General features: G+C 43.2%; 22 protein-coding genes, 1 tRNA gene, 1 other RNA gene and 1 pseudogene. 20 read left to right on the forward strand and 5 right to left on the reverse strand.

The window, feature by feature from the left end:
- Positions 1-234: 234 nt before the first annotated feature.
- A tRNA-Ala gene (locus tag FD27_RS01460) sits at positions 235-307 on the reverse strand.
- A 265-nt stretch (positions 308-572) separates the two neighbouring features.
- On the opposite strand from FD27_RS01460, the pseudogene FD27_RS01465 reads away from it, so the two are divergent.
- Positions 573-1,568, forward strand: a pseudogene (locus FD27_RS01465) (DUF5692 family protein); the annotation flags it as partial.
- A 66-nt stretch (positions 1,569-1,634) separates the two neighbouring features.
- Here FD27_RS01465 and adhE read toward each other — a convergent pair.
- The 4 genes from adhE to nrdH all read right to left on the reverse strand — a co-directional run bounded on the left by adhE (position 1,635) and on the right by nrdH (position 8,194).
- Positions 1,635-4,262, reverse strand: coding sequence for a bifunctional acetaldehyde-CoA/alcohol dehydrogenase (gene adhE, locus FD27_RS01470; protein WP_057748433.1), 2,628 nt, complete (start codon positions 4,260-4,262; stop codon positions 1,635-1,637).
- Between the two features lie 289 nt (positions 4,263-4,551).
- Positions 4,552-5,571 (reverse strand): class 1b ribonucleoside-diphosphate reductase subunit beta, encoded by a 1,020-nt coding sequence (gene nrdF / locus FD27_RS01475; RefSeq protein WP_057748436.1) that lies wholly within the window; start codon positions 5,569-5,571, stop codon positions 4,552-4,554.
- Between the two features lie 117 nt (positions 5,572-5,688).
- The gene (gene nrdE / locus FD27_RS01480; protein WP_057748439.1) at positions 5,689-7,860 is read right to left on the reverse strand and encodes a class 1b ribonucleoside-diphosphate reductase subunit alpha; all 2,172 of its coding nucleotides are present in this window, start codon (positions 7,858-7,860) and stop codon (positions 5,689-5,691) included.
- Positions 7,861-7,972: 112 nt separating this feature from the next.
- Entirely contained in the window at positions 7,973-8,194 is a 222-nt protein-coding gene (gene nrdH / locus FD27_RS01485) for a glutaredoxin-like protein NrdH (RefSeq protein WP_057748442.1), read from the reverse strand.
- A gap of 247 nt (positions 8,195-8,441) precedes the next feature.
- Here nrdH and tadA point away from each other — a divergent pair, with 247 nt between their 5' ends.
- The 19 genes from tadA to tsaD all read left to right on the forward strand — a co-directional run bounded on the left by tadA (position 8,442) and on the right by tsaD (position 24,608).
- Positions 8,442-8,957, forward strand: coding sequence for a tRNA adenosine(34) deaminase TadA (gene tadA / locus FD27_RS01490; protein WP_057748445.1), 516 nt, complete (start codon positions 8,442-8,444; stop codon positions 8,955-8,957).
- A gap of 28 nt (positions 8,958-8,985) precedes the next feature.
- An RNA gene (ffs, locus tag FD27_RS08560) (signal recognition particle sRNA small type) lies at positions 8,986-9,083 on the forward strand.
- Positions 9,084-9,200: 117 nt separating this feature from the next.
- Entirely contained in the window at positions 9,201-11,009 is a 1,809-nt protein-coding gene (gene dnaX, locus FD27_RS01495; RefSeq protein WP_057748448.1) for a DNA polymerase III subunit gamma/tau, read from the forward strand.
- 21 nt (positions 11,010-11,030) lie between these two features.
- Positions 11,031-11,339 carry a YbaB/EbfC family nucleoid-associated protein gene (locus FD27_RS01500; protein WP_057748451.1) on the forward strand — a complete coding sequence of 103 codons (309 nt, stop codon included), beginning with the start codon at positions 11,031-11,033 and terminating at the stop codon, positions 11,337-11,339.
- A 2-nt stretch (positions 11,340-11,341) separates the two neighbouring features.
- Complete coding sequence (gene recR / locus FD27_RS01505; protein ID WP_057748455.1) at positions 11,342-11,941, forward strand: recombination mediator RecR; 600 nt, start codon at positions 11,342-11,344, stop codon at positions 11,939-11,941.
- A gap of 2 nt (positions 11,942-11,943) precedes the next feature.
- Positions 11,944-12,198 carry a YaaL family protein gene (locus FD27_RS01510; RefSeq protein WP_057748457.1) on the forward strand — a complete coding sequence of 85 codons (255 nt, stop codon included), beginning with the start codon at positions 11,944-11,946 and terminating at the stop codon, positions 12,196-12,198.
- 20 nt (positions 12,199-12,218) lie between these two features.
- A complete protein-coding gene (gene tmk, locus FD27_RS01515; RefSeq protein WP_057748462.1) occupies positions 12,219-12,863 on the forward strand; it encodes a dTMP kinase in 645 nt (214 codons plus the stop codon).
- A gap of 20 nt (positions 12,864-12,883) precedes the next feature.
- Complete coding sequence (locus tag FD27_RS01520) at positions 12,884-13,207, forward strand: cyclic-di-AMP receptor (protein ID WP_057748465.1); 324 nt, start codon at positions 12,884-12,886, stop codon at positions 13,205-13,207.
- A gap of 13 nt (positions 13,208-13,220) precedes the next feature.
- Entirely contained in the window at positions 13,221-14,228 is a 1,008-nt protein-coding gene (gene holB, locus FD27_RS01525) for a DNA polymerase III subunit delta' (protein WP_057748469.1), read from the forward strand.
- A gap of 13 nt (positions 14,229-14,241) precedes the next feature.
- Positions 14,242-14,586, forward strand: coding sequence for a DNA replication initiation control protein YabA (locus FD27_RS01530; protein ID WP_057748472.1), 345 nt, complete (start codon positions 14,242-14,244; stop codon positions 14,584-14,586).
- Positions 14,587-14,588: 2 nt separating this feature from the next.
- A complete protein-coding gene (gene rsmI, locus FD27_RS01535; protein ID WP_057748475.1) occupies positions 14,589-15,452 on the forward strand; it encodes a 16S rRNA (cytidine(1402)-2'-O)-methyltransferase in 864 nt (287 codons plus the stop codon).
- 12 nt (positions 15,453-15,464) lie between these two features.
- On the forward strand, positions 15,465-16,223 hold the full coding sequence (locus FD27_RS01540) for an acyl-[acyl-carrier-protein] thioesterase (RefSeq protein ID WP_057748478.1): 759 nt from the start codon (positions 15,465-15,467) through the stop codon (positions 16,221-16,223).
- 94 nt (positions 16,224-16,317) lie between these two features.
- On the forward strand, positions 16,318-17,829 hold the full coding sequence (locus FD27_RS01545; protein ID WP_057748482.1) for a hypothetical protein: 1,512 nt from the start codon (positions 16,318-16,320) through the stop codon (positions 17,827-17,829).
- A gap of 1 nt (position 17,830) precedes the next feature.
- A complete protein-coding gene (locus FD27_RS01550; RefSeq protein ID WP_057748485.1) occupies positions 17,831-20,086 on the forward strand; it encodes an RNA degradosome polyphosphate kinase in 2,256 nt (751 codons plus the stop codon).
- A complete protein-coding gene (locus FD27_RS01555) occupies positions 20,079-21,044 on the forward strand; it encodes a Ppx/GppA family phosphatase (RefSeq protein ID WP_057748488.1) in 966 nt (321 codons plus the stop codon). The genes FD27_RS01550 and FD27_RS01555 overlap by 8 nt, the downstream gene beginning before the upstream one ends.
- 130 nt (positions 21,045-21,174) lie before the next feature.
- On the forward strand, positions 21,175-22,170 hold the full coding sequence (gene galE / locus FD27_RS01560; RefSeq protein ID WP_057748491.1) for a UDP-glucose 4-epimerase GalE: 996 nt from the start codon (positions 21,175-21,177) through the stop codon (positions 22,168-22,170).
- A 137-nt stretch (positions 22,171-22,307) separates the two neighbouring features.
- The gene (tsaB, locus tag FD27_RS01565; protein WP_057748494.1) at positions 22,308-23,036 is read left to right on the forward strand and encodes a tRNA (adenosine(37)-N6)-threonylcarbamoyltransferase complex dimerization subunit type 1 TsaB; all 729 of its coding nucleotides are present in this window, start codon (positions 22,308-22,310) and stop codon (positions 23,034-23,036) included.
- Positions 23,020-23,577, forward strand: a complete 558-nt coding sequence (gene rimI, locus FD27_RS01570; RefSeq protein ID WP_057748497.1) for a ribosomal protein S18-alanine N-acetyltransferase — start codon at positions 23,020-23,022, stop codon at positions 23,575-23,577. The genes tsaB and rimI overlap by 17 nt, the downstream gene beginning before the upstream one ends.
- A gap of 2 nt (positions 23,578-23,579) precedes the next feature.
- On the forward strand, positions 23,580-24,608 hold the full coding sequence (gene tsaD / locus FD27_RS01575; RefSeq protein ID WP_057748500.1) for a tRNA (adenosine(37)-N6)-threonylcarbamoyltransferase complex transferase subunit TsaD: 1,029 nt from the start codon (positions 23,580-23,582) through the stop codon (positions 24,606-24,608).
- The last annotated feature ends 43 nt before the right edge of the window (positions 24,609-24,651 follow it).

Here is a 24,651-nt window from a genome sequence, read left to right on the forward strand (position 1 = left end):
CTTGCCTTAGCAAAAGTGGCGTAAATGAAAGTGTCCAACTTACAGGGTTCACTTCATTCTGATTTTCCGAACGCTAGAGTCCTCTTTGTGTACTGCGCTGTAGTATTAACTATATAGGAGACTTATGTCACAATCCTCTTTATTTATTATCAATAGATTATGGCTAAGGATACAAAATAACCAAATACTTCGTGGACTTAACTCACCAGCTAACGGTTATTTCCCAGCTTTTTATGGACCATGCGAGATTTGAACTCGCGACCTCCTGCATGCGAAGCAGACATTCTCCCAACTGAACTAATGGCCCAGACGGCTTTATTGTAGTCTGACAAATGAGTTGATGCAACTGAACTGGCATAATATCTCAACAATACTAATCATTATGAGCATAAGTGTCCGCTTCCGGTATCACGAACTGTCTTGCTAAGCGACAAATGTCTAAAAATGAGTCTCGTATTCCTATTGCTAAATTGCTAAACTGAAGGTGGAAGCTGAAAGCGCTTCCTAAAACCATTAAGGAGGGGTTCACAATGTTATTTCAAGTATATTGAAGCCAGTCTGGCTGGCAATTTTTCGGTTGGATATTAGTTTTTGCTAGCTTGATTATTGCCAACGAAATTGCCCGGCGTTCACGAGCTGGTGGCTTGTTCTTCTTTGTTATTTTGCCGGTGGCTTTAACAATTTACTTTGCTATTATTTATATTTGTGCTGGTCAAGGACAAGCATGGGCTTTACACAACCAGACCTACGTTCACATGAATAGTTGGTTCCACTATGCCAAACTGTATGCGGCCATTTTTGGCTGTATTGGTTTTATGATCCTGAAATATCATTGGGGAAAGTTAGGAAAAGCGTACTGGTTTAAATGTTTTCCGTTTGTAATCGTCGCCATCAATATCTTTATCGCCGTGGGGAGCGATTTTGAGTCCGCTATTCGGGGAATGAATGCCTTAGCTACTACTGGTAGTCAATGGTGGTTATCTTCTGAAGGTGTCTGGCTCTATGGTGGCTGGTGGAATGTCCTGAATGGGATTGCCGGTATTATCAATGTATTCTGCATGACTGGTTGGTGGGGTATTTACTCCTCTAAGAATGAGGATGATATGCTTTGGCCAGATATGATTTGGTTATTCATCCTTGCTTATGATGTTTGGAACTTTGAATATACCTACAATAACCTACCAACTCATGCTTGGTATTGTGGATTAGCCCTATTGCTGGCACCAACATTTGCTGCTGCATTCTGGAACAAAGGTGGTTGGATTCAAAACCGGGCGAATACATTAGCAATTTGGTGTATGTTTGCCCAGGTATTCCCACTATTCCAAGACCACAGTCAATTTTCAGTATTACCTGTACTGTATAAGAGTGGGGTTATGAACCCTGCTGTTCACCCAGGAGCTGCCAATCCAACGATGATGGGTGTTATTGCGGTCCTTTCGTTAGTAATCAATGTCATTGTCTTTGCCATCATTTGGAAGCGGGCCAAGAAGCTTGGTATTAATCCATACAAGCATGAAGTCTTCGTTGGCACTAAGGATTACGAAGAAGCAATGGCTCGTCGTTAATTTATGTATTACAAAAATAGCGAGTCGTAAATAATTACGATTCGCTATTTTGATTAATCTATTAAATTAATCTTCGACGCCAGTACCTTCGTAGCAACGTTCAAGTAATTCTTTCAGTTGACTTACAAGTGGTTCAACTGGGTTGGTAGTTGTACATTGATCTTCATAAGCCAATACAGCCAATTTATCGACAACCTTATCGAAGTCTTCACGGCTCACGCCATTAGCTTTCAAGCTGAGAGTAACACCACACTGGTGAGCAAGATCAATTACCTTTTCAGCATAAGCTTCCGCTAATTCTTTATCAGAGTTACCCTGGAGACCAATGAAACGAGCAATATCAGCATAGTCCTTCGTTGCATGGAACGTTTCGTAGTGTGGCCATAGGGCTAACTTTTGAGGACGCTTAGAGTTGAAACGAATGACTTGTGGTAAAGCGATGGCAATCAGTAAACCGTGAGGAAGACCGAAGGCACCACCCATCTTGTGGGCGAGGGAGTGGTTGATTCCTAAGAAGGCTTGACCAAATGCCATTCCGGCCATTGTTGAGAAGTCGTGCATCTTACGACGAGCCAACTTATTACCCTTAACAGAGGCAGGCAAGTATTCCATGACCCCTTTAATGGTTTGAAGTGACCAACCACGAGTGTAATCAGTTGCCATTACTGAAACATATGATTCAGTCGCGTGACAAAGGACGTCCAAACCCGTGTAAGCAGTGGTTTTGGGAGGCACAGTTTCAACAAATTGAGAATCCACGATCGCAATGTTTGGTGTTAATGCGTAGTCAGCTAATGGGTACTTAACATGGGTCTTGGAATCAGTGATAACGGCAAATGGAGTTACTTCTGATCCCGTTCCAGAAGTGGTTGGAATACCGATTAATTGTGACTTGGATGGCTTCTTGATTTGGTAAGCACGCTTTCGGATATCAAGGTACTTTTGCATTACCCCGTACCAGGAAGTTTCTGGGTGTTCATAGAACATCCACATTGCCTTAGCCGCATCCATTGGTGAACCACCACCAAGGGCGATGATTGTGTCCGGCTTGAAGTCATTCATCATTGCAACACCCTTTTCAACGGTGTTAGTCGATGGATCTTCTTCAACATCATCAAAGACAAGAAATGGTGTTTCATTTTGACGAAGACGAAGTTCATCAATTACTCGTTGAACGTATCCCCGTTTACTCATCCCAGGACCAGTAACGATGAATGCCCGGTTAATGTTTGGAATATCGCGTAATTCTTTTAATGAATTCCGTTGGAAGTAAACTTTTGGGGGAATCTTAACCCATTGACGGTTTTCACGACGCTTAGCGATCACTTTAATGTTTAAGAGATCCCAGTCAGTAACGTTATGTGATACTGAGTTGCCACCGTACGAACCAGTCCCTAGAGTTAGAGAAGGGGTCATGTTGTTGTAGATGTTACCGATTCCACCAATACCAGATGGAGAGTTTACGATAATTCGTGAAGCACGCATTTCCAGACCATATTTAGTGGCTAAATCGTCGTCTAAAGTGTGAATGGCAGCAGTATGGCCTTCACCACCGTAGTGAAGTAATTGACGACAGATATCAAAGGCATTCTCGTGAGAACTTGCCCGGTACATTGTCAGAACTGGTGACAGTTTTTCAGCTGAAAGTGGGTAATCATCACCGATTCCTTCATATTCAGCAATCAAAATCTTGGTGTGTTCTGGAACATTCTTCAAACCACACATGTCAGCAATGGCGTTTGCTGAGCGACCAGCGATTGGTCCACGAACTTGGTGACGTTTCGTGTCAATAAAGCCTTCAGTGAAAGTGTCCATTTCATCTGGTTTAATGAAGTAGCAGTTCCACTTAGCAAATTCTTCCTTAACTTGGTCGTAAATTTCGTCATCAACAACGACTGAGTTTTCACTAGCACAAATCATTCCGTTATCAAATGTCTTAGAAAGAACAATGTCGTAAACAGAACGAGCAATGTTAGCAGTCTTTTCAATGTAAGCAGGACCGTTACCAGGGCCGACACCTAATGCTGGGTTACCAGAACTGTAAGCAGCCTTAACCATGGCGGGACCACCAGTTGCTAAAATCGTGGCAGTATCAGGGTGCTTTAGTAATGCATTAGTAGCTTCCAGACTACATTCAGGGATCCATTGAATCATATTCTTAGGAGCCCCTGCTTTTTCAGCAGCTTCTTGTAAGATCTTGGCGGTCTTGATAGAAGACTTCAGAGCTTGTGGGTGGAATGAGAAGATGATTGTGTTACGCGTCTTAGCAGAAATAATGGATTTGAAGATTGTAGTAGAAGTTGGGTTGGTAACTGGAACGACACCAGCGATGACACCCAGTGGGTCAGCAATTGTAATGGTTTGATCTTCATCATTGTCTTCAATGATGCCGACAGTCTTGTCGTGACGGATATTATTCCAAATGTATTCACTGGCATATATGTTTTTAATGGCCTTATCTTCGGCAACACCACGGCCAGTTTCATTAGCAGCGTCAACTGCCAGGTCCATGTGGTGTTCTTCAGCAGCTAATGCCATTGCCTGACAAATGTTATCAACTTGTTCTTGTGAATAGTTTCTTAATTCATGGAATGCAGCTAAGCTTCGGTCCATTAAGCCCTGAATCATTTCTTGTGCGGCTTGTTCTTTGGATTTAGTAGTTGAAGTTTCTACATGTTTTTTATCTTTGGACATAATAGTAAGCTCCTTCACATTTACTTTGTTATTGTTTGAACATGATTTACTATACTACATAATTTTCATTTGTAAATAGTTATGTGATTGACTGAGCAATGGTTTATTACCTGGTACCGTTTACATTGCTGTGGTTGACAAGTAGACATTCCTTTAAAAAATATTGGTATTATTTTTATAGAAAGGTAAAGAGAAAAATTAGACATTGATACATGGTTCACAATAATACAAAAAGGTCCAGAACGACTTTAATATCGTTCTGGACCCTTTTATTATGGTCAAAAGTTAATTAGTCTTTGGAATTTTTATCCTTACCAGCATTTGGATCAGCGACGTTGTAGTCACTGTCATTCATTGCTTCAACAGCCCCTAAACGGTAACCATTACCAACTTGGCTAAAGAAGTCATGGTTAGCTGTCGAAGTGGAAATCCCGTTCATGACAACTGGGTTAACGTCAGAAGCAGTATCGGGGAATAACGGATCTTGACCGAGGTTCATTAAGGCCTTATTGGCGTTATAGCGAATAAATGTTAAAACATCATCGGTCCAGCCAATCTGGTCATATAGCAGGTGAGTGTACTTTTCTTCGTTGTCATACAGTTCATATAAGAAGTCGTACATCCAATCCTTCATATCTTGTTGTTGCTTTTCAGTCCGGTCATGCATCCCCACTTGGAACTTATAACCAATGTAAGTACCATGGACAGATTCATCCCGGAGAATCAATTTAATGATTTCAGCAACGTTATTCAACTTATTGTGACCAAGGTAGTACAGCGGAGTGTAGAAACCAGAGTAGAACAGGAAAGTTTCCAAAAAGACGTTGGCAACTTTTTTCTTCAGTGGATCAACGCTTGGATCTAAGTACATGTTGGCAATTTTGACGGCCTTATTTTGCAAGTATTCTTCACTATCCGACCAGTCAAAGATTTCTTTGATTTCTTCTGGAGTGTTAAGGGTGGAGAAGATGGTTGAATAACTCTTAGCGTGGACAGATTCCATGAATTGAATGTTGTTCAGAACAGCAGTTTCGTGCTGTGTCTTGACGTCTTCTTTCAAGGAGGTTAAACCAGCTTCAGACTGAACAGTGTCTAGTAGGGTTAAGCCACCAAAAACGTGGCCAACTGTCCATTGGTGGTCAGTATCTAGTTCACGCCAGTCATCCAAGTCATTTGAAACTGGAATCCGTGTATCTAACCAGAATTGTTCAGTTAATTTTTCCCAAGTGGCCTTATCGATCATATCGGAAACTTCATTCCAATTAATGGCCTTATATTTTTTTAACGGGGTAAAATCTTCAAGCTTCATTTAATTATTCTCCTCCATGCAGTAGACTATCAATTCATTTATCAAGTGCAAAATAATACAGCTACCAGTTTAGCAAGCTATTACTAGAAAAGCAAATTAAAAATTGGTGATAAAGCCTTAAATTACACAGCTTTCACATTGGTTGGCACCAATTTCGTCATTATCATCGGTAAATGTCCGAATATAGTAGATTGACTTAATGCCTTTCTTATAAGCATAGTGTCGTAAAATATTGAGATCCCGTGTAGTCATCTTATTAGTCCGCCCATTTTTCCACTCATATAATCCGTCTGGAATAGTGGAACGCATAAAGAGAGTCAGTGACATCGACTGATCAACATGCTTTTGTGCCGCAGCATAAGTATCAATGACTTTACGCATATCCATATCATAAGCGGAAATGTAGTATGGCATTGTATCGTTGGATAAGAATGGTGCTGGATAATAAATCTTACCAATCATCTTTTCTTGCCGCTCTTCAATCCGGTTAATGATTGGCGTTAGGCTAGCAGTGGAATCGTTGATATAAGAAGTCGAACCATTTGGTGCAACAGCTAAGCGGTATTCATTGTATAGGCCATCCTTCATGACTGCTGCTTTCAGCTTTTTCCAATCTGCAATTCCAGGAATAAAGATGTTTTGGAATAGTTTCTTGACGGTTGCAGATTGTGGCCCCCAGTCCTTTTCTACATATTGATCAAAGTAAGAGCCATTGGCATAAGTACTCTTATCAAAATTATGGAAAGTTTCGTGCCGTTCCTTAGCAATCTCATTGGAAGCAACTAATGACCAGTAATTCAACAGCATAAAGTAAACGCCAGTAAATTCAATTGCCACCGGACTGCCATATTGAATATGGTGCTTGGCTAAGAAACTATGTAAGCCCATCGCACCTAAACCAATTGAGTGACTCAGTTGATTTCCCCGCTTGATGGATGGAACAACATCCAAGCTTTCCACATCACTGATTCGTGTCAGTCCGCGCACAATTGCCCGAATAGACCGGCCAAAGTCGGGTGACTTCATCATGTTCAGAATATTAGTTGATCCTAAGTTACATGAAATGTCTGTTCCAAGGGTCTTGTAAGTCTGATCATCGTTTAATGTGGATGGTGTTTGGACTTGGGCAATTTCGGAACAGAGGTTACTCATGACAACCTTGCCGTCGATTGGGTTGGCACGGTTTACGGTGTCGATGTTAATAATGTATGGATAACCAGATTCCTGTTGCAGCTTACTAATTTCATCTTCGAGGTCACGGGCATTAACTTTCTTCTTGTGGATCTTATTATTGGCAACCATGTTATCGTATTCCTTAGTAATATCAACATATGAGAATGGCTTGCCGTAAACTCGTTCAACATCATATGGACTGAATAGGTACATGTCTTCGTCTTTTTCGACTAATTCATAAAACTTGTCGGGAACGGTGATCCCCAGTGAGAGGGTCTTTAACCGAATCTTTTCATCGGCATTTTCCTTTTTAGCACCTAAAAAACCGATAATGTCGGGATGGAAAACACTGAGGTAAACGACGCCGGCTCCTTGACGTTGGCCCAATTGGTTGGAGTAGGAGAAGCTATCTTCCAATAACTTCATCACGGGGACAACACCACTGGCAGCATGCTCAATCTTCTTAATTGGTGCACCAGCTTCCCGCAAATTGCTAAGATTAATACCAACCCCACCACCGATCTTAGAAAGCTGCAGAGCGGAGTTGATGGTCCGACCAATGGTGTTCATATCATCGGTTGTTTGAATTGCAAAGCAGGAAACAAATTCTCCCCGTCGTTTCCGACCAACGTTTAAGAAAGTTGGGGTTGCTGGTTGGTAACGTTGGTGAATAATTTCATCAGCAAGATCCATTGCTAAATCTTCATCCCCATTGGCGAGATAAAGAGCATTCATTGCTACCCGGTCGATATAGTTTTCCAAGTAGTATTCCTTGTCATTTGTCCGCAAGGCATACTGGGCGTAAAATTTGTAAGCTGCCATAAATGAGTGGAAGTGGAAGTCTTGCTTCTTTAAGTAGTCATATAACTTTTCAATAAAGTCGAGACTGTACTTGTCCATGAAGCCTTCTTCAATGTAGTCATTGTCTTCTAACCATTGATAACGTTCCTTGATTGAAGAAAAATGCTTGGTATTGGGCTTTACATTTTCCTTAATAAAGTCCGCCAATGCTTCCTTATCCTTTTCCAGCTGAATTTGGCCGTTTTTAGGAATGTTAACTTCATTGTTGAGGTCGTAATATTTCACCTTAGTAAGATCAATATCAGATAATGCCATGATGTAACTCACTTTCTATTTAGATTGTTAGCAGACAGAAAAAGCGGGAGGTTACGGAAGTTACTCCTAACTTCGCCTAACTTCCCGCTATTAAATCATTCATCCAACCGCTTTAGGCCAGTTTACTTAATTGATCGGGACGGAAACCAGAAAAAGCATCGCCATTAGGGAGCTTAACAACTGGTGTAGCCATAAAGCCTTCTGCTTTTAATCGCTGGATAAATTCAGGTTGTTCGTCGATGTTGTGTTCAACAAAGTTGATTTTATGTTGTTCCAAGAATTTCTTGGTCATCTTGCATTGAATGCAATTATTTTTAGAAAAGACAGTAACCATATCAATTCCCCCTACGCTTTTGTTGATGGTTACTAGTATAGCGATATTTACGAGAAAATCAATGTAAAAATGCCATATATTGTGACACTTAAAATGGTGAAACACAATATATGGCATTGCTGTGGGCAAATGAACGGTGTGAAACATTTTTAACACGAAATGTGGATAATCACTAGATAAATATTTTAACTTCAAACGAGATTATTATACACTGATCTTAGTAAAAAAACACAGATTGAGGTTTAAAATGGCAAATTTAAGTTCGACAGCTGAAACTCCGCAACAGATCAAATTTATGGAAGTAGCAATTAACGAAGCGGAGCAAGCAGCCATTTTAGGTGAAGTTCCGATTGGGGCTGTGGTTGTGAAGGATGGTCAAATCATTGGTCGCGGTCATAATATGCGTGAGAAATTTCAAGACGCAACATACCACGCAGAGGTACTTGCAATTATGGAAGCTTGCCAAAATCTTCATTCATGGCGTTTAGAAGATTGCGATCTCTACGTTACATTGGAGCCATGTATTATGTGTAGTGGCGCGATCATTAATTCGCGTATTCGAACGGTTTACTACGGCGCAGCAGACCCTAAAGCTGGGGCGGTTGACAGTCTTTACCATTTATTAAATGATCAACGTTTAAATCACCAAGTTAACGTCATGTCTGGTGTTTTAGGTAAACAGTGCAGTCAAATGCTTAAGGAATTCTTTCGCGCCATTCGAAAGAAGCGCAAGTTAGCCCGCAAGAAAAAAGCTGGCAATTAATGTTAAATTGTTGTATCATACTATTTGCCGCAAGGCCTTAGGGCAAGGGTGTGCTTACGAACCGTGTCAGGTCCGGAAGGAAGCAGCACTAAGTTTGACGTGCCTTGTGTCCTAAGTTTTATTGATAATTAAGTGGAGACTGGCTTGTGTCAGTCTCTTTTTTTGTTGAGCAGGCCTCTTCTTTGCGGCCCAAAAAGCTAGTATAATGTTGAGTAATGATTTGTACAGAAAGGAAGCTAAATGATGAGCTATCAGGCTTTATATCGTGTGTGGCGACCACAACGGTTTGACGACATGGTTGGTCAGCAAGTGATCACTCGCACTCTCAAAAATGCCATTATTACTCACCAGATTAGTCATGCGTATCTTTTTGCCGGCCCCCGGGGAACTGGGAAAACTTCCGCTGCAAAGATCTTTGCTAAGGCAGTCAATTGTCACCACTCTAAAGATGGCGAACCTTGTAATGAATGTGAAACCTGCAAAGCAATTACGAATGGGCAATTAAACGATGTTATCGAAATCGATGCGGCATCTAACAATGGGGTTGAAGAAATTCGTGACATTCGGGATAAAGTTAAGTACGCCCCAACCCAGGCGGACTATAAGGTCTACATCATTGATGAAGTGCATATGCTATCGACGGGAGCTTTCAACGCCCTATTAAAGACACTTGAAGAACCACCTGCAAATGTGATCTTCATTTTGGCCACTACCGAACCACATAAGATTCCATTGACCATTATTTCCCGGGTCCAACGGTTTGACTTTCGGCGAATCTCTGCCAAGGATTCGTTTGAACGGATGAAGTATATTTTGGACCAGAAGAAGGTTCAGTATGATGAAAAGGCCTTGTGGGTAATTGCCAATGCTGCTGAAGGGGGAATGCGTGATGCATTAAGTATCCTGGACCAAGTTCTTTCCTTTAGTGACAATCAGGTTAAACTTGATGATGCCCTCTTGGTTACCGGTAGTGTAACGAAGCAGTTATTAAAGAAGTACTTCCTGCAGGTTACTAGTAATCAGGCAGCACCGGCATTGGATACCATGAAGCAAATTCTCGGCGAAGGAAAAGATGGTCAGCGCTTTATCGAAGACTTAATTTCTTTTATTCGGGACGTCTTGCTCTATCAGGAATCACCGGATCTCATTCAAATCGCTAGTACCGGACTAAAGGAAAGTGAATTTACTGAGTTAGCCCAAGCGGCTGATAGTTCTGTCCTTTACGACATGATTGATGAATTAAATGCGGTCCAGGAGGAAATGCGGTTTACTACCCATCCTGATGTTTACCTAGAAGTCTTAACGGTTAAGCTGGCCCAACCACACCAGCACATAAATGAACAAACTAGCCCAACCAGTACAGATAGTCATGCTATTAAAGAACTAGAAAAACAAGTTCGTGAACTTCAGCAACAAGTGAAGAAGTTAAGTCAACGGCCAGTTGTTGCGCCTACAAACACTTCCCAAGCCAAGCATCCTGCTAATGCTGAGCAAGCCAACACGCCACGAGTTCATCAACGGAATGTTCGGGTTAACCTGAATCGGGTTTATCCAGTTTTGGAAACGGCAACTAAAAAGGACCTGGTTAATATTCGGGACCTATGGGGCGATATGCTGAATATGCTGAGTGTGCCTCAACGGTCGCTACTACATGTTTCACAACCGGTAGCAGCAAGTCCAGATGGTGTAATTGTAGCTTTTGACTATGCTTTCCTGTTTCAACAGGCGACTGATGATAGTACACTGATAAAAGCAATGGAGGATGGCCTCCAAAAGTTATCTGGGGATGAACGACGGGTCGTGTTCGTGCCAAAAGATCGTTGGCCACAGATCCGTCATGACTTTATTCAGGACCATGGTTTTGGCAACTCAGCACCAGCTGCTGCTCATTCGGCTGCCAGTCCTGATGCTTCACAAGCTGCCGAAGATTCAAGCGCTGATGCTGAACAATCGGCCGCTAGTGCTGAAGAAGCCACTAAGGATCCTAATGACCCAGTAGCAAAAGCCCATCAATTGTTTGGCGAGGATATTGTCAAAGTAGAAGATAATTAAAATTAAGGAATGGTGATTAAAATGATGCGTGGGATGAACATGCAACAAATGATGAAGCAAGCTAAGCAAATGCAAAAAAAGATGATGGAAGAACACGAAGAACTTGCTAAGCAAGAGTTCGTCGGCAAGGCTCCTGATGATATGGTAACGGCAACCTTCACTGGTGATAATAAGCTGGTTGAACTGCAGATCAAGCCAGAAGCTGTGGACCCTGACGATGTTGATATGCTATCTGATTTAGTGGTGGCTGCCATTAACGATGGTATGAAGAAGGTCAACGATGCCACCCAAAGTAAATTGGGTAAGTACACACGTGGCTTGGGGATGTAAGAGTGCAGTATCCAGAACCACTAGCAAAGCTAATTGAAAGTTACACCAAGTTGCCTGGAATCGGTCAAAAGACAGCGACCCGGTTAGCCTTTTATACTTTAACGATGCACAATGATGATGTAACGAATTTTGCTAAATCATTATTGTCCGCTAAACGTGACCTGCACGAATGTAGTATTTGTGGCAATATTACGGAGGATGACCCGTGTCCGATTTGTCGTGACAAGACCCGTGATCGTTCTAAGATTTTAGTTGTTGAACAGTCGCAAGATATCATGGCCATGGAACGGATGCATGAATATCATGGCCTTTACCATGTCCTGAATGGGGTAATTTCACCGGTTGCCGGTACGGGCCCAGAAGATATTAATATTACCAGTTTGCTAGATCGTTTGAAGAAGGACGAGGAAACAAAGGAAGTTATCATTGCTACTAATGCTTCATCGGATGGTGAATTGACGGCTTCTTATCTGGCTAAACTAATTAAACCCGCTGGTATTAAGGTCACACGATTGGCCCATGGACTATCGGTTGGCGCTGATATTGACTACGCAGATGAGATGACCTTATTTAAGGCTGTCCAAGGACGAACGGAGATGTAACCATGCTTTTTCATCGTTCAAAGAAACAACACCAAGTAGAAAATGAACGTAATCAACGGCTATTAGACTTAATTTATGATACGAAGGCTAGCTGGGATCATGCTAAAGAAACGGAACGGGCGGTATATGAGGCAAACGTCAGTACTGAATTACGTGATCGGGCGCACCTTCAAGAACAAAAGTACCTATACCTGTATAAGCTAGCACGTCAATTCAAGGTACATGGGCGGCTCAACAAGGGTGTAATTGATCGTTAATAAAGGAATGAGAATCGGTAATGAAGGGAAAGTTTATTTCGTTTGAGGGTCCAGATGGCGCTGGTAAAACGAGTGTGATTAGCCAAGTTCAGCGTGATCTAGAAAAACAACTTGGAGAGGATCGGGTGATGTACACCCGTGAACCTGGCGGCGACCATATATCAGAACAGATTCGCCAGGTCTTATTTGATGACCACAATGGCGACATGGACGGCCGGACAGAAGCCTTGTTATTTGCTGCGGCACGTCGGCAGCATTTAATATCCACCATTCTTCCTGCTTTGGAAGCGGGAAAGGTGATCTTGTGTGATCGATATATTGACAGTTCCATTGCCTATCAGGGAGCTGGACGACACCTCGGTGAAGATGAGGTGATGCAGATTAACCAGTTTGCCATTGATGGACATTTCCCAGACCTCACTATTTATCTGGACGTGGATTCTGAAATTGGCTTGCGGCGAATCGCTGAGCACCGGTCTAACCAGGTAAATCGCTTGGATCGTGAACAATTAAGTTTTCATCAAACGGTGCGACAGGCTTACTTACGTCTGTTAGCGCAAGATCCAGAACGAATTAAAGAAATCAATGCTAACCAGCCCCTTAATCAAGTGATTATGGATGTCGAAGCGACAATTCATGACCGCTTTGCAGATTTGTTGGGATAAAGATAAGGAGGAAAATAACCATGAAAATGATTATTGCCATCATTCAGTCTAAAGATAGCAACCGTCTCAGAAGGGCATTCAATGATGCTAATATCCAGATGACTCAACTGTCAACGACTGGTGGGTTCTTGCGAGAAGGAAACGCCACGTTCTTGATTGGTGTTAAGGATGATCGTGTTCAAGATGTCCTTGAGATCATTAAGAAAAATGCTAAGGCCCGTGAACAATATGTTACTTCTCAAATGCACATGGATGTTGAAGGGGGATCGGCTTTCCCAGTCAATGTTCAGATTGGTGGTGCCACGGTCTTTATCCTGCCGGTTGATCAGTTTCTCAAATTCTAAGTAGGTGCACGACGTGGAAGCAGCGGGAAGAGCACAAAAGTTACAACCAGCAATTGTGGACCGCTTTCGGTTAGTGATGGCTAATCATGAATTAGCACATGCTTACCTGTTTGTTGGGCCCGCTGGATCTGGGAAGACGGCAATTGCCCGGTGGTTGGCATTGCGTTTGTTTTGCTTGCACCCGGATCAAAATGGCGAGCCAGATTATACGTGTCCCGAGTGCCAACGAATCATTAGTGGCAACCACCCTGACGTGGTGATTGCGCAACCGGAAGGCCGGCAGATCAAGGTAGACGAAGTGCGACGATTAAAGGCCGAATTTACTAAGAGTGCAATGGAAGGTAACCAGAAGCTTTTTGTTATCCATGATGCTGAAAAAATGACGACTAGTGCGGCCAATAGTTTGTTAAAGTTTATTGAAGAACCGGGTCCGGGAATCTATATTTTAATGCTAACGACCAATCAAGGAGCGGTGTTGCCGACAATTAGGTCCCGAACACAAGTGGTGGAATTGCAGCCACTGTCCAGGACCGCATTGGCAGACACATTAGCTGAGCTTGAAATTCCGGCTGTGGAACGGGCAGTTGGAATGGGGCTGACCGACTCCATTTTGGACATTCAGCAGTGGCAAGAAAATGACTGGTTAAAACAGGCAATTGAAGCTGTATCACTCTGGTATCGCCACGCTAGTCAGGGGAATATGCTGGCATTCGTTGATGTGGCAACCGAGTTAATGAAGTTGGCAAAGGATCGGGGTCAACAACAGCGACTATTAGACATGCTGGCTCTTATTTGGCGTGATACCTTGCTAATGGCTAATGGCGTTGCTGATGAGCGTGACCAGCATTTTATCAATGTGCAAGATCAATTACAGAAGGTTAGTGACCAGTACCCAGTGGCAACATTGTTGCGGGTTTCTGAATTAACTCTCGAAAGTCGCCGCCTATTTGATCAAAACATTGCTTTTCAAAATATTGCTGAACAATTAACAATTCGCATTTGTCAAGCCTTAACGAGATAGGGAGGCGAGTAAAGTGAATGGACATCACGATTCAAATAATATTTATGACCGCTTTGCTCAAGTAACGAAGCAAACGCGAGAACTGGTTGCTAGCATGGAGCAGCTGCAGGCCCAAGTAACGCAGATAATGGAAAAGAATGCCGAACTGTCAATCGAAAATGATCATTTGCGGACTCTCCTCAAAAAACAGCACCAGCCTCAAAATCCAGATCATTTGTCGGGATCCCGCGAAAACTTAAAACGGCTTTACCAACAAGGGTTCCACGTTTGTTCTGAATATTTTGGCAAGCGCTTGGATCCCCACGAATCATGTACGTTTTGTATTGACGCTATTTTTGGCCATGAGGAAGGAAAGTAAGAATGCAACAAGTAAGTTCTTTTCGTAATGCAGATGAAGGGCGGCTTTACCTCGTTCCAACACCAATTGGCAACTTAGACGATATGACTTTTCGTGCCGTGAAGACGCTTAGAGACGTAGATTTGATTGCGGCTGAAGATACTCGGCATACCCAGCAGCTACTCAATCATTTTGATATCCATACTCCGCAAATTTCCTTTCATGAACATAATACAGAGTCGCGGATTCCAGAGTTGATGGCCAAGTTGCGGGATGGTATGCAGATTGCACAATGTAGTGATGCGGGGATGCCATCAATTTCTGATCCCGGAAAGGAATTGGTGGCTGCTGCCACAGCAGCTAGTATTCCGGTAGTGCCTTTACCCGGACCAAATGCCGGTCTTACAGCGCTGATTGCTTCGGGATTAGTTCCTCAGCCGTTTTACTTCTTTGGCTTTTTGGAGCGTAAGCATCAGCAACAGGCAGCCACGCTAACCACTTTAAAGAATCGTCCGGAAACGATGATCTTCTACGAAGCGCCCCATCGGTTGGTAAAAACGCTGGCAGTAATGACCGAAGTGCTTGGTGGCGAGCGGCCCGTTGTCATTGCCCGGGAACTAACTAAGCGTTACGAAGAATTTACCCGCGGTACCCTTGCAGAAGTTCACGAATACTTTAAGAATCACCAGATTAAAGGTGAATTTGTCATCATTGTTCAGGGAAATGAGCACCCTGAAGAGGATAATGACAATCAGCAAGGAACACCAATGGAACAAATTGATCGGGCAATTGCTGATGGCTTGACGACGAATGCTGCCATCAAACTGGTTGCTAAGCAAAACGGGCTCAATCGGCAAAAATTATATAAGCAGTATCACCACATTTAAGGATGGATTATTTTGAAACTTACACAAAGCGCAGATACATATGAGATGGATCACTTACTAACATATTATGAGTGTGATGAGACAGGTCACCCAACGATGAGTATGTTATTGAGCATGTTTAGTACGGTGTCCAATGCGCATGAAACCTTTTTGGGAATAGATAAACAAACCGTTTTATCAACTGGCGGGGCCTGGGTAATTACTGGGTATGCTGGCAGTTTAGAGAAAGAACTACCGCATTTTGGTGAACACGTAGTTTTAGGAACACGAGCGGTTGCTTATAACCGTTTTTTTGCTTTGCGTGAATTTTGGTTGCGATCTGTAGACGGCAAAATATTGGCAAAAGCTCAATGTCAGTTTGTGTTCATGGATTTGACGGCCCGTAAACTGGAATCTATTCCACCGCAATTAATTAAGCCGTTTCATTCCCCAGAAATGAAGCGATTACCACGTATTCGGCGCCCTCATGATCTTACTGAAAATGAGCCCACGCACCACGTCAATTACCGAGTGCGATTTTTTGACATTGACGCTAACCACCATGTTAATAACGCTCGTTACTTTGATTGGTTATTAGCACCACTCGGTGATGACTTTTTAAGACAACACCGTGTAAAATCTTTTGCTATTCAATACAATCATGAGGTTCGTCCACAGCAAGTTGTGACTAGTGTGTTTACTAAACAAGAAAATGATGGTCACCTGACAAGTCAACATCAAATAACGATTGACTATAAAGAGTGTACTAAGGCGGATTTCGAATGGTATTAAATCCAATAAAATAGGGACTGGAAACACAATTCCAGTCCCTGTTTTAGTTTTAAATGGTAGACTTAATTTGAGAGTATTATGAGGAGTGATCAAGATGAAGAACGACATGATAGCGGTCATCTATCTGCAACCAGATCAAGTTCGTATGCGAATTGTTGAGCGTCCTGATTTCAAGATCATTAACAACGTTCAGTCCGGCTCTTTCCAGATTGATACGAATGGTCCGACAGCCAACTATATGGCAAACATGGAAGCAATTGTTGATAACATCGAAGGATTTAAAGAGTTAGCGCGTGATTATCAAGTTAAGAACATCCTCTTTTATGGTGCCCGTGAAGACTTAGATGAGGTCACCGCATCCTATGTTCGTGACCAGCTGGAAGTACGGACAGGACTGACAATTGAGTGGTTGAATAATAACCAATTAATGGCAGAATTAATGAGCCATATTATGACAACGTTGCCAGATTTTAAAAAGATGAGTAAGCACTGCCTGTACCTGTTAAGCATTGGTTTGGACAGCACAACGCTGGCCTTTTTCCACCACGATCAATTTGAAGCTTCTTGGGAGATTGACTTAGGTGGTGCCCATATTCATCAGTTAGTGGAACGGCTTAATCAAACCACGACGAACCCTAATGAAATTATCCAAGACTACATTAACAGTAAGCTTGAGTACCTAGAACCAGAGCTGAAGCGGCATAAAAAGACGGTTTTGCTGATTCAAAATTCTGCAACGTTAAATGCCCGCTATATTCCAAAGCACGAACACCTGGCTAAATTGCCACGTGACCAGTTCCAAGATACCCTAAAGCATATGCTCCTGACATCGGATAATTACTTGCAACGATACCTCGGTGTTAATCAGCAATTCCCGTACGCTTTGCCAAATTATCTGGTTATTGCTCGGATGGCGCGGATTATTGCTCCGCAAAGTATCTATGTCACGGACCTTTCAACGATGGGTGGTTTGTCAACAGGGATTGCCGTTGACAACACCGATGATCAACAGAAGCGGGATAACATGATTCGGACATCAGCAGATAATATGGCCCGGCGTTATGGTGTCGATCCTTCCCACTCCGATTTTGTAACGCGGTTTGCCCTCCAATTGTTTGACCAGTTAAAGCCAATTCACCGGTTGAATAATCACTACCGGTTATTACTAGAAATTGCGGCCAAGATCGATGATATTGGTAATTTTATCAATCAAGAAGGCCACTACCGTCATTCAGCTTATATTCTAGAAGCAAATCCGCTAATTGGTTTGTCTGACCAGGATAACCGGATTATTGCTGAAGTGGCTCGTTATCATAGTGCTGAAGTACCAACGGTCAGTCAATCTCATTATCGTCATCTTGATGATGACTTGCAGCTACCGGTTGCTAAATTAGCTGCCATTCTGCGGTTAGTTGATGCATTAGATGATTCGCGACAACAAAAAATTAGTCAATTGCGTCTGAAGTTGAAGGGTCAGCGTTTGGTGATCAAGGCCACGGCAAATGATGATCTGGTATTGGAGAAGTGGTCATTTAGTAAGAAATCACAATTGTTTACGGATGTTTTTGGCATTACGCCAGTACTGAAGGAAAAGGAAGGTCGGTAAAATGTATAAAGACTTTTACAAACCACAGAATTATGTTAACCGGGAATTGAGTTGGATTGACTTCAATGGCCGAGTCCTCGAAGAAGCTACCGATATGAGTAACCCCTTGTTGGAACGGGCGAACTTCCTTGGTATTACCCAAAGTAACGTTGATGAATTCTTTATGGTCCGGGTTGCTTCACTGCATAAGCTGGCAGCTGCCAATGTGACGACGACTGATGCTTCGGGTTTAACCCCACAAGAACAACTGGATGCCGTTAACGCTAAAGAGCACCGGATGGTTAAACAACGGTATGAAGTATATAACCAACAAATCATCCCTGACCTGGCTAAGAAGGAGATTAACATTCTTCATATTGCCGATCTGAATGAAAAGCAACGTGAATTTATCCGGCGGTACTTCAGTGATGAACTCATGCCCGTTTTGACGCCGATGGCTGATGACACGTCACGGCCATTCCCATTCATTGCTAACAACTCTTTGAACATTGCTGTTCAGTTGCAACGTGATCCAAGCCAAAAGGAAGAAGATCACCAACATAAGGAGATCCTGGAAGGTGACCAGGAAGTTGACACTCGTGAAATGGAACCGCATGATGACCGGAAAGAAAGCGATATTAAGTTTGCAACGGTCCGGGTACCATCAATTTATAAGCGGTTAGTTCGTCTGCCCGGTGACAACAACTTCATGCTGATTGATGAGTTAATCAAACAGTTCCTTGGTCAATTGTTCCCTGGATACCAAATTTTGGCGACCGCCACTTACCGGGTAATGCGTGATATGGACCTGGATGTCGCTGAAGAAGATACTTCTGATTTGCTACGGGCCGTTAAACACCAACTCCGCGAACGGGAACACGGTCAAGTAATGCGGCTAGAAGTTGAAAACACCATTGACCAGTGGTTAGAAGATCAGCTAGTTGATAATCTCCATGTCGGTGAACGTTCCATTTATGAAGTTGATGGTCCTGTCGATCTAACATTCCTGAAGAAATTGCCTGGCATGGTTGATGGTCATGATGACTTGAGATTTCCAAAGTTTACTCCATACCTGAATCCAGAATTGGATATGGATCACAATATATTTGCGGCAATTCGCCAACACGACTACCTCATGCAGCATCCGTACGAGAGCTTCCAAGCGGTTGTTAACTTTATTCACCAAGCAGCGATTGATCCGCAAGTACTGGCAATTAAGATGACCCTTTACCGGGTATCTGGAAACTCGCCAATTATTAAGTACTTAGGGATGGCAGCCCAACAAGGCAAACAGGTTACTGTTCTGGTGGAAGTTAAGGCCCGGTTTGATGAACAGAATAATGTGCGGTGGGCCCAACGTTTGGAACGGATGGGATGCCACGTTATCTATGGATTAGTTGGCTTGAAGACTCACTGTAAGATTTCGCTAGTTATTCGGCGTGACGAAGATGGCCTGCGACGTTACATGCACCTAGGAACTGGTAACTATAACGATGTTACAGCTAACTTCTATACCGACATGGGGATGTTAACTTGTGATCAGGAAATTGGCATCGATATGACCAACCTCTTCAACATGCTATCCGGATTTGCCCGTCCACCATACTTTAACAAGCTCCGGGTCTCCCCAGATGGCATTCGGGAATTTATCGATGAGAAGATTGACCAGCAAATTCAAATTGCAGAAAATGGTAACCCGGCATTCATCCGGATGAAGATGAATTCACTGTCGGATAAGCAGATTATTGCCCGCTTGTATGAAGCGGCTTCGAAGGGTGTTAAGATTCAATTACTTGTTCGGGGGATTACTTGTCTGCGAAATGATTTACCAGAACTGCATGGCAATATTGAAGTGCACTCCATTGTCGGGCGGTTCTTGGAACACTCGCGAATTTACTACTTCAAGGGTAACGGTAACGAAGAAATTTACCTGGCCAGTGCGGACATGATGACGCGGAATTTGAACCGGCGGGTGGAAGAACTCTTCCCAGTTGAACAACCAGCTGTTAAGCAAAAAGCTATTCGGATTTTTGATGATATGTGGCGTGACAATGTTAAGGCTCGTGAATTAGTGGGTGACCACTATGAGCGGATTGACCGTCATGGTGCAGAGCCATTTAATGCCCAAGAATACTTTGCAGAAACGGCCACTAAGGAACGTCACGCTGAGCAGCGTGAAATCAAGGCTAAGCGTCACTTTTCCGGTGTCTTTCAAAAGCTGAGTAAGCACGTATCTAACCTGCACCTCGATAACGGAAAGGATGACCGCGATGAGTAAAGCACCGGCCTACTTAGCAATTATTGACTTAGGCTCAAATTCGGTTCGTCTAAAAATTAGTCAAATTGCTGATAATGGTACTTACAAAACGGAAACTTACGAAAAACAGTATGTTCGCTTATCATCCCAGATGGGTCCAGAGAAGACTTTAAAGGAAGCGCCAGTGAAACGAACGTTAACAGCGTTGGCCCATTTCCGGGATGTAATTGATCAATATTCTAACATCACGACATTGGCGGTAGCGACTGCTGCTGTGCGGCAAGCTAATAACCAAAAGTGGTTTTTAAAACAGGTCAAGGCAGAGACAGGTTTCAACATTCATGTGATTTCCGGAGAACGGGAAGCCTACCTTGATTATGTCGGTGTGAACCGGACCCTAGACATTAAACGCGGCCTGATCCTTGATACTGGGGGTGCCAGTATGGAACTGATTTTGGTTGATAATGGAGCGGCAGAAGAAACCATTAGTTTACCAATTGGTTCAGTCTTAATCTCGCAACACTACCATTTAACTGATCAGATTGACCCAGCCAACCTTTTTGACGCGGTAACGCGGGTTGACCAAGTTTTGGCAAAACACCAGTGGTTAAATCGTATTCGCCATGGCGAAGTTATTGCTTTAGGTGGTAGTAATCGAGCGTTAGCGAAGGTTTACCGTTGGCAACGGGCTCAAACACCTGACCAGGTTCTACCTGTCCATGGATTACGGATGCAGTCAGGAGAAGCTTTGGACATTATGCACCAGCTTCTGGAAAGTACGCGTGAAGAACGGGCTCAAATGCGGGGAATTACAAAGGATCGGGCTGACGTTATTGTTGGCGGGCTCCTCCCCCTAATGGCAATTATTCGCCAACAAGACATTCAACGGATTCGCTTTTCTAATAGTGGCTTACGTGAGGGATTGTTGATGAAGTACTTAGATCATCAATTAAACCTAGCTCATCTGCGAGCACTATAGAATTGTAATCGCTTTACTAAAACTTTACTAAATTTTACTAAACGATCCTTAATTTGTGTGCTACAATTCATGATGAAAAGAAATTACAGTGTTTATTTGGCAACACTAGTATGTAGAGGAGGAAACTAACATGGCAATTTTAGTTGCTGGTGGTGCTGGTTATATCGGCTCCCATATGGTAAAGGACTTAGTAGAACATGGTCAGGACGTTGTTGTCGCTGATAACTTATCTACTGGTCACCGGGCCGCAATTAACCCTAAAGCAAAGTTTTATGAAGGTGACATTCGCGATCGGAAGTTCTTGGACAAGATCTTTGATAATGAAGATATTGAAGCTGTTGTTCACTTTGCAGCCTTCTCAATTGTTCCTGAATCAATGAGCAAGCCGCTGAAGTACTTTGACAATAACACTGGTGGAATGATTACCTTACTAGAAGCAATGCGTGACCACCACATTAAGTACATTGTCTTCAGTTCAACAGCTGCTACTTATGGTGTTCCTGAACACATGCCAATTAAGGAAACTGACCCTCAGAACCCAATTAACCCATACGGGTTGAGTAAGTTAATGATGGAAAAGATGATGCACTGGGCTGACAAGGCATACGGCATTAAGTTCGTAGCTCTTCGTTACTTCAACGTAGCCGGTGCTGCCCCAGATGGCACCATTGGTGAAGACCACGGTCCAGAAACTCACTTAGTTCCAATCATCTTGCAAGTTGCCCAAGGCAAGCGTGATGAATTAAGCATCTTTGGTGATGACTACAACACGCCAGATGGTACTAACGTTCGTGACTACGTTCATGTTATGGATTTAGCTGATGCTCACATCTTGGCAATCAAGTACCTGGAAGCTGGCAATGATAGTAATGCCTTCAACCTTGGTTCATCAACCGGGTTCTCCAATAAGCAAATGCTTGAAGCTGCTCGGGAAGTTACTGGTAAGCCAATTCCGGCCAAGATTGCTCCTCGTCGTCCTGGCGACCCTGATTCACTAGTTGCTGCTAGTGACAAGGCCCGGAATGTCCTAGGTTGGGATCCCAAGTACGATGATGTTCATGATATTATTGCAACCGCCTGGAAGTGGCACTCCACTCATCCAAAGGGTTACGACGATCGTGACTAGTAAATAAATATCATAAGGGAGGAAGATGATCCGTAGTGGATTTTCTTCCTCCCTTTTTTGTGGCCTTGATAGATAAGGGTAGGTGCAACTTGATTGGTGTGATAAGATATTAGTGTTATTGAAAGGATGAGACAAAAATGAAAGTCTTGGCAATTGATACTTCAAACCAACCAATGAGTGTGGCTCTTGTTGAAGATGAGCAGCTAATGGCAACAACTACTCTCAACATGGTGCGTAACCATAGTATTTTCTTGATGCCAACGATTGATAAATTATTTCAGTTAGTACAATGGCAGGCGGCTGATATTGACCGGGTAGTCGTTGCTCAAGGCCCCGGTTCATACACCGGAGTGCGAATCGCTGTAACGACCGCTAAGGTGCTAGCCGATACCGAAAACCTGCCACTAGTAGGCATTTCCAGTTTAGCTGTGCTTGCTCGGAATGTGGTTCCTACTAGTGATGACCTCATTGTGCCGTTCTTTGATGCGCGGCGGGGCAATGTTTTTGCCGGTGCTTACCAATGGGACCAGGGACAGTTAGTAAATAAAATTGCTGACCAACATGTGGCCATGAACGACCTGTTAGGCCAACTCGCTAATGTGGACCATCAGGTATTGTTAGTGGGTCATTTAACGGACCGGATCAAGAAGAAAATGACAGGGAATTTACCGAACAATGTGCACCTGATGCCACGGCCATTTGGTATTCCATCAACTTATCAACTGGCATTAGCTGGTGAGTATGCGGAACCTACCAATGATATTGATGATTTTGTGCCGCACTATCTACGAATTACTGAAGCCGAAGCCAACTGGCAGAAGTTGCATCCTGGTGAAACGAAGGGTAGTTATGTTCGGGAAGTTTAAGCATTGGTTCAACGGTAAAACGAACCACCAGCTTAAAATTAATCCCCAACTAATAAATATCCATGGTCATCAGTACCTGTTGCGATGCGCGACTAACCAGGATGTGTCATCAATGGTGGAAATTGAACGGCAAAACTTTGGCACCCCACCGTGGAGCGCGAACGCATTTGAGCTCGAATTGAGCCGGTTCCGTGATCGTTTATATTTGGTAATAACGTATGATTCACAAGTGGTCGGTTATATTGGTGCTTCATTTAACTGGTACCATCGCGAAAGCCACATTACAAATATTGCTGTCTTACCGGCATATCACAGTCAAGGTGTCGGTGAACATCTGATTAGAGCGTTATTTCAGGCTAGTACGCGGGTCGGAATGACGACGATGAGCTTAGAGGTCCGAGTTTCTAATACTCGTGCACAGCAATTGTATCAGCGGTTGGGCTTTCATCAATCTAAATTAAAGCGGCGGTACTACATTGATGATCATGAAGATGCGTGGGAAATGAAAGTTAATTTAAGAAGTGAGGAAGAAGATAACTAACTATGTCAGCAAGAACCTTAATTTTGGCATTTGAAACTAGTTGTGATGAAACCAGTGTTGCGGTGGTGGAGAACGGCACGAAGATTTTGTCAAATATTGTGGCAACGCAAATTGAAAGTCACCAACGTTTTGGCGGGGTTGTGCCTGAAGTTGCTAGTCGTCATCATATTGAATGGATTACGCGATGCACCGACCAAGCATTGACGGAAGCTAAAGTAACATATCATGATATCGCTGCTGTTGCTGTTACGTACGGCCCTGGGTTGGTTGGCTCACTATTAATTGGGGTCACTGCCGCTAAGACGATTGCCTGGGCGCATCATTTACCACTGGTGCCGGTCAACCACATGACAGGGCATTTATATGCAGCACGGTATGTGGGTGAATTCATGTATCCTCAAATGGCTTTGCTTGTTTCTGGCGGTCATACGGAATTAGTTTATATGCCCCAAGAACATCAATTTGAAATTATTGGTGAAACTCGCGATGATGCTGCTGGTGAAGCCTACGATAAAATTGGTCGGGTGCTGGGAGTTAATTATCCGGCTGGGAAAACGATTGATGAATGGGCCGCTCAGGGACATGATACTTTTAAGTTCCCCCGCGCAATGGAAAAGGAAGCTAACTATGACTTTAGTTTTAGTGGCCTGAAGAGTGCCTTCATTAACACTGTTCACAATGCGGACCAGCGTGGTGAAAAACTCAATAAGTATGACTTGGCAGCAAGCTTCCAACAGAGTGTTGTTGATGTGCTTGCCGAAAAGACAATGCGGGCATTGGATCGCTACCCAGTTAAGCAGCTTATTTTAGCAGGTGGGGTTGCAGCTAATCATGGCCTCCGGAGTCGGTTAGATCATGACATGCACAAGTACCATCCAGATGTTAATATGCTTCAAGCACCACTGAAATTATGCGGTGATAATGCCGCAATGATTGGCGCAGCGGGATACATGTGCTATCAACAAGGTGACCGTGCAGGGATGGACCTGAACGCGGAACCAGGATTGATGTATGACAGAATGCAAAATTAATAATGACTACAAAAATGGCCTCGAGAATTAGAACTCGAGGCCA

It is taken from the genome of Limosilactobacillus frumenti DSM 13145 (genome assembly GCF_001436045.1).
GTDB classification, from domain to species: domain Bacteria; phylum Bacillota; class Bacilli; order Lactobacillales; family Lactobacillaceae; genus Limosilactobacillus; species Limosilactobacillus frumenti.

Coding starts and splice junctions, on each gene's coding strand:
- FD27_RS01545 (WP_057748482.1), top strand. CDS start 16,318: ATGAAGAACGACATGATAGCGGTCATCTATCTGCAACCAGATCAAGTT.
- tsaD (WP_057748500.1), top strand. CDS start 23,580: ATGTCAGCAAGAACCTTAATTTTGGCATTTGAAACTAGTTGTGATGAA.
- nrdH (WP_057748442.1), bottom strand. CDS start 8,194: ATGGTTACTGTCTTTTCTAAAAATAATTGCATTCAATGCAAGATGACC.
- rimI (WP_057748497.1), top strand. CDS start 23,020: ATGTTCGGGAAGTTTAAGCATTGGTTCAACGGTAAAACGAACCACCAG.
- galE (WP_057748491.1), top strand. CDS start 21,175: ATGGCAATTTTAGTTGCTGGTGGTGCTGGTTATATCGGCTCCCATATG.
- FD27_RS01550 (WP_057748485.1), top strand. CDS start 17,831: ATGTATAAAGACTTTTACAAACCACAGAATTATGTTAACCGGGAATTG.
- FD27_RS01520 (WP_057748465.1), top strand. CDS start 12,884: ATGAAAATGATTATTGCCATCATTCAGTCTAAAGATAGCAACCGTCTC.
- tadA (WP_057748445.1), top strand. CDS start 8,442: ATGGCAAATTTAAGTTCGACAGCTGAAACTCCGCAACAGATCAAATTT.
- rsmI (WP_057748475.1), top strand. CDS start 14,589: ATGCAACAAGTAAGTTCTTTTCGTAATGCAGATGAAGGGCGGCTTTAC.
- adhE (WP_057748433.1), bottom strand. CDS start 4,262: ATGTCCAAAGATAAAAAACATGTAGAAACTTCAACTACTAAATCCAAA.
- tmk (WP_057748462.1), top strand. CDS start 12,219: ATGAAGGGAAAGTTTATTTCGTTTGAGGGTCCAGATGGCGCTGGTAAA.
- FD27_RS01510 (WP_057748457.1), top strand. CDS start 11,944: ATGCTTTTTCATCGTTCAAAGAAACAACACCAAGTAGAAAATGAACGT.
- tsaB (WP_057748494.1), top strand. CDS start 22,308: ATGAAAGTCTTGGCAATTGATACTTCAAACCAACCAATGAGTGTGGCT.
- FD27_RS01500 (WP_057748451.1), top strand. CDS start 11,031: ATGATGCGTGGGATGAACATGCAACAAATGATGAAGCAAGCTAAGCAA.
- FD27_RS01555 (WP_057748488.1), top strand. CDS start 20,079: ATGAGTAAAGCACCGGCCTACTTAGCAATTATTGACTTAGGCTCAAAT.
- nrdE (WP_057748439.1), bottom strand. CDS start 7,860: ATGGCATTATCTGATATTGATCTTACTAAGGTGAAATATTACGACCTC.
- nrdF (WP_057748436.1), bottom strand. CDS start 5,571: ATGAAGCTTGAAGATTTTACCCCGTTAAAAAAATATAAGGCCATTAAT.
- dnaX (WP_057748448.1), top strand. CDS start 9,201: ATGAGCTATCAGGCTTTATATCGTGTGTGGCGACCACAACGGTTTGAC.